Source organism: Flavobacterium sp., assembly GCF_044349645.1.
In the GTDB taxonomy this organism is placed as follows: Bacteria; Bacteroidota; Bacteroidia; order Flavobacteriales; family Flavobacteriaceae; genus Flavobacterium.
Window position 1 is genome coordinate 14,092 of the sequence record NZ_JBIKQP010000002.1, and the last position, 19,124, is coordinate 33,215.

The 19,124-nt window shown below is 33.0% G+C and carries 13 protein-coding genes; 2 read left to right on the plus strand and 11 right to left on the minus strand.

Translation table 11 applies throughout. The features are described 5' to 3' along the window. Window positions 1–27: 27 nt before the first annotated feature. Both AC9UFV_RS00615 and AC9UFV_RS00620 read right to left on the minus strand, forming a co-directional pair. A complete protein-coding gene (locus AC9UFV_RS00615) occupies window positions 28–966 on the minus strand; it encodes a mevalonate kinase family protein (protein ID WP_509571715.1) in 939 nt (312 codons plus the stop codon). 4 nt (window positions 967–970) lie between these two features. Further along, complete coding sequence (locus AC9UFV_RS00620; protein ID WP_509571717.1) at window positions 971–2,083, minus strand: diphosphomevalonate decarboxylase; 1,113 nt, start codon at window positions 2,081–2,083, stop codon at window positions 971–973. A gap of 107 nt (window positions 2,084–2,190) precedes the next feature. Between AC9UFV_RS00620 and AC9UFV_RS00625 the strand changes: the two genes are divergently transcribed. Continuing rightward, window positions 2,191–2,667 carry a TspO/MBR family protein gene (locus tag AC9UFV_RS00625; RefSeq protein ID WP_509571719.1) on the plus strand — a complete coding sequence of 159 codons (477 nt, stop codon included), beginning with the start codon at window positions 2,191–2,193 and terminating at the stop codon, window positions 2,665–2,667. Here the strand turns inward: AC9UFV_RS00625 and AC9UFV_RS00630 are convergent. The 9 genes from AC9UFV_RS00630 to AC9UFV_RS00670 form a co-directional block, all read right to left on the minus strand. After that, the gene (locus AC9UFV_RS00630; RefSeq protein WP_509571721.1) at window positions 2,664–3,872 is read right to left on the minus strand and encodes a BaiN/RdsA family NAD(P)/FAD-dependent oxidoreductase; all 1,209 of its coding nucleotides are present in this window, start codon (window positions 3,870–3,872) and stop codon (window positions 2,664–2,666) included. The genes AC9UFV_RS00625 and AC9UFV_RS00630 overlap by 4 nt on opposite strands. A gap of 95 nt (window positions 3,873–3,967) precedes the next feature. Continuing rightward, the gene (locus tag AC9UFV_RS00635; RefSeq protein ID WP_509571723.1) at window positions 3,968–5,410 is read right to left on the minus strand and encodes an alpha-amylase family glycosyl hydrolase; all 1,443 of its coding nucleotides are present in this window, start codon (window positions 5,408–5,410) and stop codon (window positions 3,968–3,970) included. Window positions 5,411–5,424: 14 nt separating this feature from the next. Next, complete coding sequence (locus tag AC9UFV_RS00640) at window positions 5,425–6,366, minus strand: alpha/beta hydrolase (protein WP_509571725.1); 942 nt, start codon at window positions 6,364–6,366, stop codon at window positions 5,425–5,427. Between the two features lies 1 nt (window position 6,367). Continuing rightward, window positions 6,368–8,203 carry a glycoside hydrolase family 13 protein gene (locus tag AC9UFV_RS00645; protein ID WP_509571727.1) on the minus strand — a complete coding sequence of 612 codons (1,836 nt, stop codon included), beginning with the start codon at window positions 8,201–8,203 and terminating at the stop codon, window positions 6,368–6,370. A 6-nt stretch (window positions 8,204–8,209) separates the two neighbouring features. Further along, window positions 8,210–10,324, minus strand: coding sequence for a glycoside hydrolase family 97 protein (locus AC9UFV_RS00650; RefSeq protein ID WP_509571729.1), 2,115 nt, complete (start codon window positions 10,322–10,324; stop codon window positions 8,210–8,212). Window positions 10,325–10,334: 10 nt separating this feature from the next. After that, window positions 10,335–12,638, minus strand: coding sequence for a maltose phosphorylase MdxK (gene mdxK / locus AC9UFV_RS00655; protein ID WP_509571731.1), 2,304 nt, complete (start codon window positions 12,636–12,638; stop codon window positions 10,335–10,337). A gap of 81 nt (window positions 12,639–12,719) precedes the next feature. Further along, window positions 12,720–13,376: a beta-phosphoglucomutase gene (gene pgmB / locus AC9UFV_RS00660; protein WP_509571733.1), complete on the minus strand. Its 657-nt coding sequence runs from the start codon at window positions 13,374–13,376 to the stop codon at window positions 12,720–12,722. Window positions 13,377–13,384: 8 nt separating this feature from the next. After that, window positions 13,385–14,740, minus strand: a complete 1,356-nt coding sequence (locus tag AC9UFV_RS00665) for an MFS transporter (RefSeq protein ID WP_509571735.1) — start codon at window positions 14,738–14,740, stop codon at window positions 13,385–13,387. Window positions 14,741–14,883: 143 nt separating this feature from the next. Beyond that, a complete protein-coding gene (locus tag AC9UFV_RS00670) occupies window positions 14,884–15,924 on the minus strand; it encodes a LacI family DNA-binding transcriptional regulator (protein WP_509571737.1) in 1,041 nt (346 codons plus the stop codon). A gap of 223 nt (window positions 15,925–16,147) precedes the next feature. Between AC9UFV_RS00670 and AC9UFV_RS00675 the strand changes: the two genes are divergently transcribed. Continuing rightward, entirely contained in the window at window positions 16,148–19,114 is a 2,967-nt protein-coding gene (locus AC9UFV_RS00675) for a SusC/RagA family TonB-linked outer membrane protein (RefSeq protein WP_509571739.1), read from the plus strand. Window positions 19,115–19,124 lie beyond the last annotated feature (10 nt).

Consider the following 19,124-nt stretch of genomic DNA (forward strand, 5'->3'; position numbering starts at 1 on the left):
TCCTTAGTTTTTATTGGGTAAGGAAATCTAAAATTGGTAAACGACTTCTAATTTGTAATCTTTTAATGAAGCTTTGGCTTTTTCTAAATCTTCAGTAAAACCAAGGATATATCCACCACCGCCAGAGCCACAAAGTTTTAAATAGTAATCGTTGGTGTCAATTCCTTTTTGCCAAATTCCGTGGAATTGTTCTGGTATCATTGGCTTGAAATTATTCAAAACAACTTTTGAAAGTTTTTTGGTATTTTGAAATAACGATTTAACGTCTCCACCAAGGAAATTCTCTACACAAGCGTCAGTATGTTTGATAAATTGTGATTTCAACATGGTTCTAAAGCCTTTGTCTTTAAGGTTTTCCATGAAAATATTCACCATTGGTGCAGTTTCCCCTATAATCCCTGAGTCCAATAAAAAGACTGCTCCTTTTCCATTCACGCTTTGGGTTGGAATTCCAGTTGCCTCAATATTATCTTTAGAATTGATTAAAATAGGAATGCTTAAATAGCTATTCAAAGGGTCTAAACCAGAGCTTTTACCATGAAAAAAAGATTCCATTTGTGAGAAAATACTTTTTAATGTAAGCAGTTTATCACGTGTTAAATTCTCTAATACGGTTATTTTATTTTGAGCATATTTATCATAAATAGCCGCTACAAGCGCGCCGCTACTGCCTACGCCATAACCTTGTGGAATACTTGAATCAAAATACATTCCATTATCGACATTGTTTTTTAAGGTCAATATATCAAAAGTTACTAAATCAGGTTGTTCCGTTTGAAGGTTTTCTAAATAAGTTACAAATCGTTTCAAATTTTCATTTGATTTTTTTGCTTCTTCAGAAGAATTCTTATCGGTTTTTAGCGCACCATTATAAAAATTATAGGGTATAGAAAGACCTTTGGAATCTTGAATAATTCCGTATTCACCAAAAAGTAATATTTTAGAATAAAATAATGGTCCTTTCATTTTTTTAAATTTTGGTTGACCCAAATCCAATTTCATCACAAATGTACTGACCATTTTGACAATAGCCAACTAAATTGTTCTTAATAAATGTTAAAACTTCATCCTTAACGTTTTCTGGGTACAATACGTGTACATTTGCGCCAGCATCTAAAGTGAAGCAAACGGGAATTTGCGTTTCATTTCGGAACTTCCAAATCGCGTTGATTATCTCTAAAGTATTCGGTTTCATAAGGATAAAGTAAGGAAGTGAAGTCATCATCATGGCGTGCAATGTTAATGCTTCGCTCTCCACAATTTTAATAAATTCTCTTAAATTACCACTTTCAAATATTTTAATTAGAAAATCTAAATTTTCATGAGCTTGAGCAAATCGCTTTTCAGCAAATGGATGTCCGTGCATTAAATCGTGTCCAACTGTACTTGAAACTTGTTTTTCTCCTTTGTCTACCAATAAAATGGTGTCTTGGAAGTTCTTAAAATTATAATGGATTTTATATGGAAATTCAACTCCAAATAGGTCGGAGCTTCCATTTATATTTTTATGATTTCCCCAAACTACTACATTTCCTTTGATACTTCTGCAAGCACTTCCTGATCCTAAACGAGCAAGAAAAGAAGCTTTTTTATTGAAATAGTCATCGGTCATTTCAGGGTTCAACAATTTTTCTAAACTCATGAAATTTACTGCTAATGCTGCCATTCCTGAGGCAGAAGATGCAATTCCTGAACTGTGCGGAAAAGTATTTTGGGTGTCAATTGTAAAATGGTAGTCTTTTAAAAAAGGTAAATAAACTTCAACTCGTTCCAGAAATTTTTGAATTTTCGGTTTAAAATCTTCTTTAGGTTTTCCTTCAAATAGTAAGTCGAATGAAAACGCACCATCATTATTTTTTTTGGCAAAAGCCAATTTAGTTTCTGTTTTACAAGAGTTCAAAGTGAAACTCACAGAAGGATTTGCGGGAATTTGAGTCAGAATTTCACCTGTATCTTTCAATTGATTTTCAATTTTCCCCCAATATTTTACCAAAGCAATATTACTGGGAGCACTCCATGAAAAAGTCCCTTTTTCAATAGAATGGATGTATTTTGAAGGTATAAAATCCTTTGATGAACTCATAAATTGCAATAATTTTTACAAAGATACTTTTTTTGATTTATACGTTGATGAAAATCTACTTTTCCAAGTAAAGTTTACTTAAATTTGTTATCTAAATTAATGATCAGATGTACAAATATAAGAGAATATTGGTGGTTGTAGCTACTTGTTTAGCAATTGGTTATTTTTCTGGAATGGCAACACGATCAAGTATTACCACTTGGTTTCCAACATTGGTTAAACCAATTTTTAATCCCCCAAATTGGGTTTTTGCACCTGTTTGGTCCATGCTTTATATTATGATGGGAATTGCCGCAGGGTTGGTTTGGAATAGAATTGAGTCTAATAAAGAAGCCGTGAAAAAAGCTTTAGTTTTCTTTGCTATCCAATTGGCTTTAAATGCTTTATGGTCCATTTTATTCTTTGCATTACACAATCCATTTTTGGCATTAATAGAAATAATTTTGATGTGGTTACTAATATATGAAACCTACATTCAATTCAAAAAAATTGATAAAATCGCGGGATTTTTGTTCATTCCTTATTTAGCATGGGTAAGTTTTGCAACTGTTTTGAACGCCAGTATTTGGTGGTTGAATCGCTAAATTGAATTGGCAACAATAAAACCACTTGTCCAGGCATTTTGAAAATTATATCCGCCAGTTACTGCATCGATATTTACAATCTCGCCAGCAAAATAGAGGTTTTCGTGTAATTTGCTTTCCATTGTTTTGAAATTAATTTCTTTTAAAACAATTCCGCCTGCGGTTACAAATTCTTCTTTGAAGGTGCTTTTCCCATTCACTTGAAAAACACAATTAGTTAACTGATTGGATAAATTTTGAAGTTGGTTTTTAGATAAATCCGCCCATTTAGTCTCCGAATCAATGCCAGAAGCCATCACCAAACTTTCCCATAATCGGTTGGTTAATTCAAAAGGAGATTTTTTTGAAACTGCTTTCTTTGCATGTTCTAATTTTAGCTCTTTTAAAATTTTTTCTGCAACATCTAAATCTATATCGTTCAACCAATTTACAGAAATTGAAAATTGGTAGTTTTTTTCGAATAAAATCCGTGCTCCCCAAGCCGATAATTTTAGAATTGCTGGTCCTGACATTCCCCAATGGGTAATTAATAAAGGGCCTGAAGATTCTAGTTTTGAGTCTTTGACTTTTACAGATACTTGTGCTGAAACTCCCGGTAATGCTGTAATTCTAGGATCTTTTATGTTGAAAGTGAAAAGGGAAGGAACTGGTGTTACGATGGCGTGACCGAAATTTTGTAGCATTTCCCAGATTTTCGGATTGCTACCTGTTGCTAAAATTAATTTTTCTGATAGGTAGGTTTCCGATTGAGTTTCTAATTTCCAAAGTGCGTCTTTTTTGAATATGGATTGTACACTTTGATTGGTTAGTACAGTAATGCCGAGTTTTTTTGTGGCTTCAATAAAACAATCTATGATAGTTTGAGATGAATTTGAAACTGGGAACATACGTCCGTCAGCTTCAATTTTTAATTCTACGCCATGTTTTTCAAACCATTCAACTGTATCGCCGGAACAAAATTGATGAAACGGCCCGCGTAATTCTTTTTCACCACGAGGATAAAATTTCACTAATTCATTGGGTTCAAAACACGCGTGAGTCACGTTACATCTTCCGCCGCCAGAAATCCGAACTTTATTTAGTACCTCAGAACCACGCTCTAAAATGGCTACTTTTAACGTTGGATTTTTTTCAACTATATTAATAGCTGTAAAAAAACCTGCTGCACCTCCACCAACAATTAGTATATCGAAATTTTGATTCATTTGAAATGGTCAAGCTTTACTTGATTTAGCAAAGGTAGTAAAATAAAAAAAGCACAAACCGAACTGATTTGTGCTTTTTATTATAGCTAGAATAATTACTCTGCAATAAGAATTTTGTATTCCCAAGGTTTGAAAGTAAACTTTTGATTTTTTGAATAATTTACTTTTTCTCCTGTCATATAATCGGTGAATTTCCCTTCAAATGAAGAAGAAAATTCAGCAGCTGATTTAGATAAATTACCAACATAAATTACCTTCTTATTTTCTTTTGATCTTTCAAAAGCTAGAATTTTTTTATCGTCAGATGTTGAAAGTCGAGTGTAGGAAGCTGCTTTTTTACCACCATTCAAAGCAATATTCTCATTTTTAAGTTTGCCTAATTTCACTCTCCAATCCCACTGTTTTCCTTTTACTTTTGTAAAGGAATCTTTTTCAAAAAATTTCAAACTTTTATCCAATCCATATTCGTCGCCGCTATATACCAAAGGCATTCCCGGAGTTAGATACGATAATGCGGTCATGGTTTCTTCGGCAGCTCCCAATCGGCTTTTCATAGTTCCGTTCCAAGAGTTTTCATCATGATTATCAACAAAATTCATCGAAATATCATTGGATTCGTATTTTTTAGAATTTTCTAGGATGTTTTTATCCCACTCTGAAACTGTATTTTCTCCTTTAGCAATTCTATTCATAATGTGATGCGTTTCCCAACCATAGCACATATCAAAAAGATTCGATTTTAGTAATTCAGGTTCCCAAGCTTCTGCAAGCATGAAAATATTTTTCTCTTTTCTTAGTTTCGGAATGGTTGATGTCCAAAAATCTAGTGGCACATTTCCAGCTACATCACAACGGAATCCATCAATATTTTCGTTTTTTATCCAATGCATCATATCTCCCGACATTGCTTCGCGAAGCCCTTTGTTATCATAATTTAAATCGGCAACATCCGTCCAACCCCAACTTTTTCCTGTTTCAGGATTGATCGGATCTATGATTTCACCTTTTTCATTGTGAGTGTAAAATTCAGGATGTTCTTTAATCCAAACATGGTCCCAACCAGTGTGATTTGGTACCCAATCCAAGATTACATAAATGCCATTTTCGTGAGCGGTTTTCACCAAATTTCTGAAATCTTCGATAGTTCCAAATTCTGGATTTACCTTTTTAAAATCGGAAACAGCGTAGTAACTTCCTAGGTATTTTGATTGTTCTTCTATTGGCATTTCAGAAGCAAATTTGCTGTTATCGCCTCCAGTTGCTTTTCTTTTAGTTTGTGAAATTGGGAATATAGGCATCACCCAAAGAATTTTAATTCCCATTTCTTTTAGTTGCGGAATGTCTTTTGTAAAAGCGTTGAAAGTTCCTTCTTCAGAATATTGTCTGATATTCACTTCATAAATCACCGCGTTTTCTTCAATTTCAGGAGTAATTGCAGTTATTTTTGAACCAGAATTGTTTGCTATTTTTTGTTCGGTTTCTTTTTTACAACTCATTAAAGTTGCAATTACTAAAGCCGTTAATAGTATCTTTTTCATAATTTATTATAGTTTTATTTTCCAAACATAAATTCAAGAGGAATATGAATTCTCTTTTGCCAAGAGGCCTCAGAATGATTTTCACCTTCAAATTTTAAGTTTCTGAAATTTTTTTGATTGTAGCCTTTTGCTTTCAATGTTTCGTCCACTCGATATTCATATTTCAAATAAGTTGCATCCAAAGTTTCTGTTCCGTAATCAAAATAGATTTTGTGGTTTTTCGGATCAGGTAAATTTTTACTCATGTATTTAAAGAAACTTTCAGGGATTGGATTATTGTCAAATTCTCTAAAACCCAACCAGTGCGTCGATAGGCAAGCTGCTTTACTAAAAACCTTCGGATATTCGCAAATAGCATACATAGAAATTAGCCCGCCCATACTAGAACCCATTATAGCTGTATGATCGGCATCGGTGAAAACTGAAAAATTAGTATCCACAAATGGTTTAACTTCTTCAACGATAAATTTCAAATAATTATCCGAATTGATGTCTTCTAAATTAAACTGATAATTTAATTTATGGGCTTCCTCAAAAATCAGTTTTTGTTCTGCTTGGTTTAATTGAAGTAAAGGTTTTTTTGGAAATAAATCGGCGTGGCGATCGACAGGAATATTCCAAATTGCCACCACAATAATATCGTCAATTTTTTTTTCAGAATTTAATTTACTCAAAACATCGTCCACCATCCATTCTTGTTTGTTCCAAGTAATTGAAGCGTCAAAGAGCATTTGTCCATCGTGCATGTAAAGAACACTGTATTTTTTATCCTTAGAATAATTGGTTGGAACCCAGATATCAACGTTTCTCGGTTTTATATATTTGGTTGAGAAATTCTCAATTCTATAAATTTTACCTTCAAATTTACTATTATCGATAAGTTCAACCATTTGATTATTACTTTGCGCAAATGATAATATGTTCATAAAAAGAAAACAAATTAGAAACTTTTTCATATTACTTTAATTCTAATATTAAGGCAGATTTCCCTTCGATTTCAATGTCGTTATTTAAATCAAAAGTTTTTCCTGTCAACACTTCTCTTCCTGATTTTAAATTTTTAATTGACTCTTTAAAACGATTGGTTTTCAAAGTTTGTTTATCCGAATTGTTATTCATAATCACCATAACAGTTTCCTTTTCATTGTATCTAAAATATACATATACATTATTATCAGGTACATAATGCGTCATTTTACCTGAATGAATTACCTCTTTAGATTTCCTCCAAGTGAATAATTTTGATGAAAATTCAAAGAATTTTTGTTGTTCAGCAGTTCTTCCTTCTTTGGTAAAAGCATTGTTTGCATCGCCATTCCAACCACCTGGGAAATCTCTTCTAATGTCGGCATCGCCTTTTCCTTTATCACCTTTCATTCCAATTTCTGAACCATAATAAAGTTGTGGAATTCCACGAACAGTAGCTAATAAAGTCATTGCCATTTGATATTTTTTGAAATCACTTTTGTAAATTTCATTGAATCTTCCAGTATCATGATTTTCAGCAAAAACCAATAAATTATTCGGATTTGGATATAAGAAATCATTCGCAAAATTATCATAAACTTGAATCATTCCTCGATCCCAAGATTGACGATCTTCGTTAAACACATTTCCAATAGCATCGTGTAAAGTAAAATCCATTACACTTGGTAAGTTTGAATTGTAACTTTGGATAGCACCAATTTTACTGTCTTTTTGCCAGTACGACATTTGTGCTTGATCGTGCATCCAAACTTCTCCTACAATATTAAAATGAGGGTATTCATCGGTGATTGCTTTCGTCCATTTTGAAATTCCTTCTTTATCGTTATACGAATAGGTGTCTACTCTAAAGCCATCTAAATCAGCATATTCAATCCACCAAATCGCATTTTGAATTAGGTAATTTAAAACTAAAGGATTCGATTGATTTAAGTCGGGCATAGAAGGAACAAACCACCCGTCCATACATTGTTTTGAGTCAATTTTTGAAGCGTTGTTATCAAACTGAGTTGTCATTCGGTAATTAGATTGAGAATATCCTGGAAATTGGTGTATCCAATTGTAAGTTGGTAAATCATTGTACATCCAGTGTTTCCAACCCCAATGATTGGTTACATAATCCATGATATTTTTCATGCCCCGTTGATGTAATTCAGCACTTAGTTTAACGTAATCTTCATTAGTTCCATAACGTGGATCAATTTTGTAAACGTCAGATTGAGCGTAACCATGATAAGAATAAGCTTCGTCATTGTCTTCGCAAAGAGGCGTTTGCCAAACTGCCGTTGCTCCCAATTCCTTAATATAATCAAGGTTTTTAATCAATCCTTCAATGTCTCCACCGTGTCTTCCGCCTGGAAGTGAACGATTTGAAATTTCTTTCGTAGTTTTTGAATTGTCATTATTTGGGTTTCCATTTGCAAAACGATCAGGCATAATTAGATAAATCACATCCGAAGAATCGTAACTTTTTCTAAATTTTGAATTTTCTTTTCTTGCTTTTAAAGAATAGTTTTGAGTAAATGATTTTTTCCCATTTTTGAATGTGAAAACTAATTCTTGTGCTGCTTCATTTTTAGTATCAATGGTAACAAATAGATAATTCGGGTTTTCTGTTTTTTGGATACTTTTAATTGTCAATCCATTTGAAACCGAAATTTCATTTTGGTTGATATTCTTCCCATAAAACATAATTTGAACTTCTGATAAATTCATATCACTCCACCAAAATGGAGGTTCAACTCTGTCTACTTGAGCGAAGGATAAGAAATTGAATAGTAATGCAAAGCCTAAAATGATTTTTTTCATGATAAATTATTTATTTTCAATAATGCTAATTGCGTAACCTCCACCAGCTGCAGATAATTGCGATATTTTTGTAGTATTAGTAACTTTCATTTTACGAATAACATACGATTGAGGGTTGGATTTGTAATGGGCATCTTTTCCATCAGCATAAATTGTAGCAGTGTATTTTTTTCCTTTTTCTAAAAAGTCCAATTTAATGTTAGATGTTCTTGGCGTTTCTCCATTTACATTACCAATAAACCAATTGTTGGTTCCTTTCGCTTTTCTAGCAACTGTAATATAATTTCCAGGTTCCGCTTCTAGGTAAATACTATTTTCCCAATCTATTGCAACGTCTTTTATAAATTGGAATGCATCTGGAAACTGGTTGTAATGCTCTATTAAATCGGCTGCCATTTGCAAAGGGCTATACATGGTAACGTACAAAGCCAATTGATTTGCTAATGTACTATTGACATGTGAATTGTTATTTGGGCTGAATTTTTTAATATCCATTTCAAATATCCCAGGTGTATAATCCATTGGTCCACCAATTAATCTTGTGAATGGCAAAATAGTAACGTGGTTAGGTTTTGATCCGCCAAAAGCTTGAAATTCAGTTCCACGAGCTGCTTCATTTCCAATCATATTTGGATAAGTTCTACAAATTCCAGTAGGACGAACAGCCTCATGAGCGTTAACCATAATTTTGTATTCAGCCGCTTTTTCAATTACATATTGGTAGTGATTAATTATGGATTGGCTATAGTGGTGTTCGCCAACGGGTAAAATTGGGCCAACATAACCACTTTTTACCGCCTCATAACCGTTATCGTTCATGAATTTAAAAGCTTTGTCCATATGGCGTTCATAATTTCTAGTGGAACCAGAAGTTTCATGGTGCATGATCATTTTCACCCCTTTTGATTTTGCATATTCATGAATTCCCTTCACATCAAAATCTGGATAAGGAGTTATAAAATCAAAAACATAATCTTTTTCGTGGCCAAACCAGTCTTCCCAACCTTGGTTCCAACCTTCAACTAATACTCCATCGAAGCCATTTTTAGCAGCAAAATCAATATATTCTTTCACATGAGCTGTATTGGCAGCATGAGTTCCATTTGGCTTCGCTTTTGAATAATCGGTAATACCCAATTGAATTGCAGGAAAATCATTGGTATACGACCAAGAGCTTTTTCCTGTTATCATTTCCCACCAAACTCCAACATATTTCACCGGTTTAATCCAAGAAGTATCTTCAATTTTACATGGATCATTTAGGTTCAATGTCATTTTAGATGATAAGATTTCGCGGGCATCATCGCTAACTATAATTGTTCTCCATGGGGTGTTACTCGGACTTTGAATATGACCTTTATCACCTCTAGCATCTGGGGTCAACCACGATTCGAAAATCATGTTTTTATCATCTAAATTCAAGTTCATTAGAGAATAATTAATCAAGGCTGCTTCGTGTAAATTGATGTAAACTCCATCAGCAGTTTTCATCATCAAAGCCGTTTGAACTCCAGTGTCTGAAAACCAAGTTTGAGAGGCATTTTCTGATCTTGCTTTGCCAGACAACCCTCTAATTTCTGATAATTTTGAAGTGGTATAATCGTATTCTTGAGTGTCGTAATCACCAGAAATCCAATATGCTGAATGATTTCCTGTCATTGCAAATTGAGTTCTTTCTTCTTTAATTACAAAATAAACTAGGTTTTTCTGTTCTGGGAATTCGTATCGAAATCCTAATCCATCATCAAATAATCGAAAACGAACAACCACTAATCGATCAGTTGACTTTTGATTTAATGTAACTGCTAATTCATTGTAATGATTTCTAATTCGAGCTACTTCACCCCAAACAGGTTTCCAAGTTTCATCGAAAGTACTCGATTTTGAATTGGTAATTACAAAACCATTAAGCAATGAATTTTTATCATTTTTTAATTCAAATCCTAATTTACTAGATTTAATAATTGGCTTATTTTTATAGGAAAGTTCATAGGTTGGCGTTCCATCTTGTAATAAAGAAAAGTTCATTGAAAATTGGCCGTTTGGCGATTTCAATTCTTGACCGATACTACTATTTGTAGCAATTAATAAGACAAAAAGGACTTGAATTAATTTTTTCATTTGATTTAAATTATACTGTTATTAAATTATTTGGCTCTACAATTACTTCTTTTCCATTCACAAAAACAGTAATACTGCTATTACCTTCTAATGAGAATTTCGTTTCAGATTGGTCAATTTTAACTTTTAGAATTTGATTTCTGAAATTGATTTTGAACGAATATCCGCCCCATTCTTTTGGAATTTTTGGAGCAAAATGCAAACAGTCGTTTTTGACTCTCATTCCGCCAAAACCTTCTACGATACTCATCCAAGTTCCTGCCATTGATGTGATGTGGCAACCTTCTTCCACTTCTTTATTGTAATCATCTAAATCCAAACGGGAAGTTCTTAAATAGAAAGTATAAGCCATTTCCATTTTGTCTAAAACAGCCGCTTGAATGGAGTGAACGCAAGGAGAAAGGGAGCTTTCATGAACGGTAAAAGACTCATAAAATTCAAAATTTCTTTGTAATTCTTCTTTCGAAAAACGGTCTTCAAAGAAGTAAAAACATTGCAGCACATCCGCTTGTTTGATGTATGGCGAACGTAAAATTCTATCCCAAGACCATTTTTGATTTATAGGTCTTTGACTTTTATCAAGGTCAGAAACTCTAACTAATTCTTTATCTAAAAACCCGTCTTGTTGCAAGAATACATTTAGTTCTTCTGAAAATGGGAAATACATATTGTCGGCAACTTTTTTCCATGATTGTAATTCAGCATCTGAAATAGCTACTTTTTCTGAAATTCGTTTGTGATCTGAAGGGTATTCCAACGACACTTTTTGAATTTGTTCGAAGGTATAATCCAAACACCATTTTGCAATATAGTTGGTATAGAAATTATTATTTACGTTATTTTCATATTCATTTGGACCAGTAACGCCAAGAATTACATACTTATTTTTATTGGCAGAATAAGTTGCTCTTTGGTGCCAAAAGCGAGCAATTCCGATTAGTACTTCTAGCCCTTTTTCGGGAATATAAGAATAGTCGCCAGTAAAACGATGGTAGTTAAAAATAGCAAATGCGATTGCTCCATTTCTATGAATTTCTTCAAAAGTAATTTCCCATTCGTTATGGCATTCTTCCCCGTTCATGGTTACCATCGGATACAAAGCTGCTCCATTGGTAAATCCTAATTTTGCTGCGTTTTCAATTGCTTTGTCCAATTGATTGTAACGGTAGGTCAATAAATTCCGAGCTACATTTTGATCTTTTGTAGCCATGTAAAACGGAATACAATAGGCCTCGGTGTCCCAATATGTAGAACCACCGTATTTTTCACCTGTAAAACCTTTAGGTCCGATATTCAATCGGGAATCTTTACCTAAATAGGTTTGGTTTAACTGAAAAATATTGAAACGAATTCCTTGTTGTGCTTTAATATCTCCATCAATAGTGATGTCGGACATTTCCCAAATTTTAGCCCAAGCTTGAATTTGTTTTTCTAATAATTGGTTGTAACCAATAGATAAAGCTGTATTTATAACATTTACTGCAGCGCTTTCAGTATCCTGATGGTTTAATGAAACGGTATAACCACCAAATTTTTCAATAGATACAATGTCACCTTTATTGGCATTTACAATATAATCAAATTGAATTTTTTCTGAATCGGATTGATTATTATCAGGAATAGCATTTTGATTTTTATCATTTATGAAAATGTTATTTTGCATAAATGTGGTCGCAATAAAATGTGTTTTAAAAGTTTGCGCTGTCACAAATCCTGCATTACCTGAATTTTTTACTGATAATGGTTCCCAGAATTTTTCTTCCCAGTTGGCATCTTCATTGGTAACTCCAGCGTCTATGTAGGGTTTGAAAACAATTTTTGAGTCTTTATTTAAAGGTGTAATTTCATATTTAATAGCACCTAATTCATCTAAATCTAATGATAGAAATCGTCGAATGTTGACTGAAATTTCTGTGTCATTTTGCAAAGTAGCATGAAAAGAGCGGTTGTACCATCCTTCTTTCATGTTTAATTCTCTGCGGAAATTATCTACAGCTTTGCAGCTATTTAGGTCTAATGTTTCACCGTTAATTTCAATGTCAATTCCGATCCAATTTGGAGCGTTCAATACTTTTGCAAAATATTCAGGATAGCCATTTTTCCACCATCCCACTTTTGTTTTATCAGGATAATAAATACCTGCAATGTAACTGCCTTGGAATGTTTTTCCAGTGTATTTTTCTTCAAAATTAGCGCGTTGTCCCATTGCTCCATTTCCAATACTGAAAAGGCTTTCGGAGGATTTTACACTATTTTTATCAAATCCTTCTTCTATAATTGACCAATTATTTGGCTTTATATAATCTTGGTTCATTCTTATTATATTTAAAGATTTAAATATTCAAAAATTTAAAGTTTGCACTCTTTTTTTTGAATCTTTTAATCATTGAATCTTTTAATTTTTAATTAATTTTTCGATAAATTCTGTATCAATTTGAGTAGAATCTTCAAAAATATAATTGGCTTCGAATAAAATTTCTTTTTCACCAATTCCGATGCTGATCATCTTTGCAGTATTAGCGGCTTGAATTCCAGCCACCGAATCTTCAAAAACAATCGAATTTTCATTTTCAATCCCTAATTTTCTTGCGGCTTGCAAAAAAACTTCAGGATCAGGTTTTGCATTTGTAACATCATTTCCATCCACAATTGCGTCGAAATAATCCAATATTCCTGTTTTTTCTAATATAGGTCTCGCATTTTTACTTGCAGAACCTAATGCAATTTTTTGGTTGTTGGCTTTCAAAAATTTCAAAATTGGGAGAATTCCCGGTAATAATTCCCTTTCATCCATTGTAACTAAATAAGATAAATAGGTTTCATTTTTTTGAACCAACCATTTGTTTTTGTCCTCTTGAGAAGCAGTCACTTTTCCTAATTCTAAAATTATATCAAGTGATCGAACTCGGCTCACGCCTTTTAAAAGTTCATTGTCATGTAATGTAAATTCGATTCCGAGTTGGTTTGCTATTTGCTGCCAAGCAATAAAATGATATTTGGCAGTGTCAACAATTACGCCGTCTAAATCGAAAATAAAGGCTTTTTTGTTCATGCTAATCTTTAATCTGAAATGGCGTTTTTATCTGTTATTAATAGGGTGCTAACTCCACCAAGAATTAAACAAATTCCGGCCAAAGTCATTGCGTGAATAGAATCTTTACCTATAAGTTTGTATAGTAAATTGATTCCTCCCAAAGCTGCAACGATTTGTGGAATTACTATAAACATGTTAAATAAACCCATCATTGTCCCCATTTTCTTAGGATCTACAGCGCTAGATAACATGGCGTATGGCATGGATAAAATACTTCCCCAAGAAATTCCTATTAAAATGAAGGAATAGAGTAGAGTGTCCGGTTTAGAATAAAACATCATTATAAATCCAAGTCCTCCTAATAGTAAGGAAATGCTATGAATATATTTTCTGTTAATTTTTCTTTTTGCAGTATAAAATGTTAGCAATAATGCAAATCCCATCGATGACAATCCATAAACTCCCATTGAAGAGCCTACTAGATTTGCAGCGTCTTGGTATTTGCCATTGGCAATATCAAAAGCTTCTGCATCTCCTTTATTGGATAAATCATAATTTTTTTCAATTGGCGCGGGTGCTTTGTAAACATATTCTGTTAATGCTGGCGTAGCCATACTCCACATCGTAAAAAATGCAAACCAACTAAAAAACTGGATTAATCCCAATTTTTTCATTGTGGAAGGCATTCCTTTTAAACTGATGGAAATATCTTTAAAAAAATTAGCTTGTTTCTTTTCTTTTTCAAAAACGGCAATATCTTCTGGAGGATATTCTTTAGTGGTAAAAATGGTATATAAAATACTTGCAATAAAAACAAATGCTCCAATTGCAAAACCAACTTTTACAGACATCGGTAAAATACCGGCTTCTGCTTCATTTGGAACACCAAATTGATCTAACATCCATGGCAAATTACTGGCAATCCATGTTCCAATCCCGATGATTAATGTTTGCATTACAAACCCGTAAGATCTCTGAGAATTGGGAAGTTTGTCGGCAACAAGCGCACGAAAAGGCTCCATGCTGATATTAATGGAGGCGTCTAAAACCCACAATAATCCTGAAGCTATCCAAAGTGCAGGTGAATTTGGCACTAAAAACAAAGCTAAAGTGCTCAAAATTGCACCAATTAGAAAGAACGGTTTGCGTCTTCCATACTTGGGATGCCAGGTGTTATCTGATAAATAGCCAATTATTGGTTGAACAATTAGACCTGTAAGTGGGGCTGCAATCCACAGTAAAGGGATTTCATCTTGTTCTGCTCCTAGAGTTTGGAAAATTCTTGACATGAATCCTCCTTGGAGAGCAAAACCAAATTGTATTCCTAAGAAACCAAAACTCATGTTCCAAATTTCCCAGAAACTTAATTTACGCTTTTCCATTATCGTTTATAAAAATGATTTGAACGATAAGCGCGATGCTTATCAAAAACTTATTTTAAATTTTCGAAGTAAAAATATAAGCTTTGATAATCTGCCGTAAATATATAATTTTTTTTAAAACAAAAATAAATTGAAGTAATTAATTATGATTTTGTCGATTCTCTTTCTACCAATTCGGTTTCTATTACTTCAGTTCGGTAGTGTTCTTCGATTTCGCCAACTGAATTTTCAATTTCTTCGGCTTCTAGTCGCTCAATAAGCATTTTTGCGGCTTTAGCCCCCATTTTAATACCATCTTGACCTACAGTTGTAATGCTTGGAGAGGAATATTTAGAAATTAATCCGTCTGTAAATCCTATTATTGATAATTCCTCCGGTATTTTTATTCCTAAACGAGAGGCTACTTTTATGGCTGTAACCGCAAATAATTCATTAACTGCAAAAATGGCTTCAGGAGATTTTGTCTTTAATAATTGTTCTATAGAATCTTCGTAATGTTCGGTATCTTCAATTCGAATTATTAGACTTTCATCTACTTTTATATCATTATTTTTCAATGCATTTACATATCCTTCTGTTCTTAATTTTCCAACACTAACGTAATCAACTGTGGTGATTAAAGCAATCTTTTTTAGACCTTTATCGATGAAAAATTGAGTAGCATTAAAGGCAGCTAAATGGTCATTTATAATAACTTTATCACAAAGAATATCATTTGTTACTCTGTCAAACATAACCACTGGCATCCCTTGATTAATTACTTCGGTAATGTGGTGAAAGTCTTTTTTTTGCTGAGTTTCTTTAGATAATGACATGATAAAACCATCTATATTTCCATTGGCAAGCATTTCCATATTGATTACTTCTTTATCGAATGATTCGTCAGAAAGACAGATGATTACATTGTAGCCATTTTCATTTGCCACATGTTCTACACCACTAATAATAGTAGTAAAAAAATGATGAATTATTTCTGGAATTATAATGCAAATAGTTTTCGTTTTTCGATTTTTTAGACTTAAAGCGATATTATTTGGTTTGTAATTATAAAATTTTGCAAAGGCCTGCACTTTTTGTCTTGTATCTTCGCTGATTTCCAAACTATTACGTAATGATTTAGACACCGTTGAGATAGAAACATCCAGTTCCCGAGCAATTTGTTTTAATGTAATTTTTTTCTTCATGAGAAAATAATAAATTAATATTTGATAATTAAGTTTGCTTTTTTTTTAAGTTTGTGTAAAATTAGGATAAAATTGACATACAATTGATAAACTTTTCAACACTATCACGTTTTCGTAAACCTAATTTTATATTTTTGTTTTGATTTTGTTAAATAATTTATAAATTTATTTTTCGAAGTATAAATATAAGCAAAAAAACCAATTTTTAACTTAAACAAAATGTATGAAAACAATTTACAAAAAGTTGTTATTTTTATTCTTACTACTTCCGTTTAGTGTTCTGGCTCAGAGCAATTTAAGCGGAGTTGTACTTGATAAAGCATCAGGACAACCTTTACCTGGGGTAAATGTAGTAGTATCGGGAGCATCAAAAGGTGCTGCCACAGATTTAGATGGAAAATTTCAATTGTCAAAAGTAGTGAAAGGCGACAAAATCGTTTTTTCATTTATTGGATATAAATCCGAGACAATTGTTTATTCCAATCAAACTTCAATTACGGTTAGTCTTCAAGAAGATGCTAACTTATTGAGCGAAGTTGTAGTTCAAGTAGGTTATGGTACGGTTAAGAAAAAAGACGCTACAGGGTCTTTGACTACCATTACTACAAAAGACTTCAACAAAGGAGCTAATGTAACTGCCGAAAATTTATTAAACGGTAGAGTTGCAGGTCTTACTATTAATACTAGTGGTGCGCCTGGTTCAGGATCACAAATTAGAATTCGTGGAGGAGCTTCTTTGAATGCAAGTAATGATCCATTAATTGTAATTGATGGATTGCCTATTGATAACAAAGGTTCAGTAGGAGCTACTTCTATTATTTCTTCTTTAAATCCAGCTACAATTGAGTCGATGACTGTATTGAAAGATGCATCTGCAACTGCAATCTACGGTTCTAGAGCTTCTAATGGTGTAATTATTATTACTACTAAAAAAGGGGGTAAAAACCTTGAAGTAGAATATAACGTACAATTAGGTATTGGTAGAAGAGTAAATCAAATAAGTGTATTTAGCGCTTCAGATTTTAGAAATATAGTTCAAGTAAGACAAAACCAATTACTTGCTGCCGATCCTACTACTGGAGTTAATTTACTTAATTCTTTAGGTACTGCAAATACTAATTGGCAAGATGAAATTTACAGAACTTCTGAAATGGTTGACCAATCATTATCTGTTAAAGGTAATTTGTTTAACAAAATTCCATCTCGTTTAACGATTGGTAAAACTTTTCAAGAAGGATTGCGTTTAACCAATCAATTTGAGAGAAATACTGTAGGTTTAGCAATGAACCCTACTTTCTTTAAAGATCAGTTAAAGGTGAGATTGAACGCGAATTACTCTAATGAGAAAAATAGATTCGCTGAAGGTGTAGAAGGTTCTGCAATTCGTTTTGACCCAACACAACCTGTATACAATCCTGCAAATACTAATTACGGAGGATACTTTGAATATACAGCTACACCAAATGGTTTACCGTTAGTTAATGCACCATGGAATCCTGTTGCTCAATTAATGCAAACACACGATCACGGAACTTACAGAAGAACTTTTGGAAATTTAGAATTGGATTATAAATTGCCATTCCTTCCAGGGTTAAGAGCTGTTGTAAATGTTGGATACGATAACAGTACTGGAGATCGTATGAAAACAGTTGATTTCAACAGTAGATCTGCTTACATTAATAATGTTTTAAGAGGAGTTAACGAAACTCAAACAGAAAGCAAAACCAACAAATTATTTGACGGGTACTTAGTTTACAACAAAACTTTCTCTGATTTAGCTTTTGAAGCTACAGGAGGTTACTCTTACCAAAAATTCCAAAGAGAAAGCTTTAATAGTTTTAACGTATTAAACCCTAACTCAGAAGCACCAGATGTTAATAGACCTGGGGATCAAGTTTTAGTGAGTTTCTTCGGAAGAACTAATTTGACTTTCAAGGATAAATATTTGATGACCTTAACCTACAGAAGAGACGGTTCTTCAGTATTTAGTCCAGAAAACCGTTGGGGTAATTTCCCATCTGCAGCTTTAGCATGGAAAATGAAAGAAGAAGCCTTCTTAAAAGATTCAAAAGTATTTAGCGATTTAAAATTGCGTTTAGGATGGGGGGTTACAGGACAACAAGATATGGGAGATGCAAATTTCTTATATTTAGAGCCTTATTCAATTGGAAACAGCAATTCTCAATATGTTTTTGGAACAACTCCAACAAGCTTAGCGGTACCAACTTTCAGAAATGTTAATATTAAATGGGAAGAAACTACAACTGCCAACGTAGGTTTTGATTTTGGTTTCTTCAATAATAGATTAACTGGTAGTGTAGAGGCATTTTCAAAGGTTTCTAAAAATTTATTATCTTATGCAGCTATTTCTGATGGATCTAACTTTAGTAATGCAGGTTTCCAAAACATAGGAACATTAAGTTCTAAAGGGGTTGAACTTACATTGAATGCTGATATTGTTAAAACAAATGATTTTAGCTGGAATGTAAATTTCAACGTTACTAAATTTGAAAGAAGAATTGACGAATTGGCTTTAAATTCTGATATTTTAACTGGAGGAATTGGTGGTGGAACTGGAGGAACAATCCAAATTCACAGTCAAGGATATACTCCAAATTCATTCTATGTTTTCAAACAATTGTATGATGTAAGTGGAATGCCAATTCAAGGAGCTTATGCTGATTTGAATGGTGATGGAATTGTAAATAACAGTGATAGATATATTAGATACAACGGTGATCCAGATGCAACATTCGGATTTGCTTCTAATTTCAATTACAAAAACTTCGATTTCTCTTTTAACTTAAGAGCGAGTTTAGGTAATCATATTTACAACAACATCAATTCAGTAAGTGCTTACTATAGTTTAGTTCAAAACAATACAGTATTAGGAAACATTCCTACTTCTGTTTTGGATACCAACTTTATTCAGCCAGGAAGCTTAGGAACGCAATCTGATATTTATATCGAGAACGCTTCTTTCTTAAGAATGGATAACATCACTTTTGGTTATAGTTTCCCAAAATGGTTAGATGGAAAAGCTAGTTTACGTATTAGTGCAGGTGTACAAAATGCATTTGTAATTACTAAATACAGTGGATTAGATCCTGAGATTACAAATAATGGTATCGATAATACAATTTATCCAAGACCAAGAACACTTTTATTTGGAGCTAACATTAAATTTTAATACAGAAAAA

Coding starts and splice junctions, on each gene's coding strand:
- mdxK (WP_509571731.1), bottom strand. CDS start 12,638: ATGAACCAAGATTATATAAAGCCAAATAATTGGTCAATTATAGAAGAA.
- AC9UFV_RS00640 (WP_509571725.1), bottom strand. CDS start 6,366: ATGAAAAAGTTTCTAATTTGTTTTCTTTTTATGAACATATTATCATTT.
- AC9UFV_RS00615 (WP_509571715.1), bottom strand. CDS start 966: ATGAAAGGACCATTATTTTATTCTAAAATATTACTTTTTGGTGAATAC.
- AC9UFV_RS00665 (WP_509571735.1), bottom strand. CDS start 14,740: ATGGAAAAGCGTAAATTAAGTTTCTGGGAAATTTGGAACATGAGTTTT.
- AC9UFV_RS00645 (WP_509571727.1), bottom strand. CDS start 8,203: ATGAAAAAAATCATTTTAGGCTTTGCATTACTATTCAATTTCTTATCC.
- AC9UFV_RS00635 (WP_509571723.1), bottom strand. CDS start 5,410: ATGAAAAAGATACTATTAACGGCTTTAGTAATTGCAACTTTAATGAGT.
- AC9UFV_RS00675 (WP_509571739.1), top strand. CDS start 16,148: ATGAAAACAATTTACAAAAAGTTGTTATTTTTATTCTTACTACTTCCG.
- AC9UFV_RS00630 (WP_509571721.1), bottom strand. CDS start 3,872: ATGAATCAAAATTTCGATATACTAATTGTTGGTGGAGGTGCAGCAGGT.
- AC9UFV_RS00625 (WP_509571719.1), top strand. CDS start 2,191: ATGTACAAATATAAGAGAATATTGGTGGTTGTAGCTACTTGTTTAGCA.
- pgmB (WP_509571733.1), bottom strand. CDS start 13,376: ATGAACAAAAAAGCCTTTATTTTCGATTTAGACGGCGTAATTGTTGAC.
- AC9UFV_RS00650 (WP_509571729.1), bottom strand. CDS start 10,324: ATGAAAAAATTAATTCAAGTCCTTTTTGTCTTATTAATTGCTACAAAT.
- AC9UFV_RS00670 (WP_509571737.1), bottom strand. CDS start 15,924: ATGAAGAAAAAAATTACATTAAAACAAATTGCTCGGGAACTGGATGTT.
- AC9UFV_RS00620 (WP_509571717.1), bottom strand. CDS start 2,083: ATGAGTTCATCAAAGGATTTTATACCTTCAAAATACATCCATTCTATT.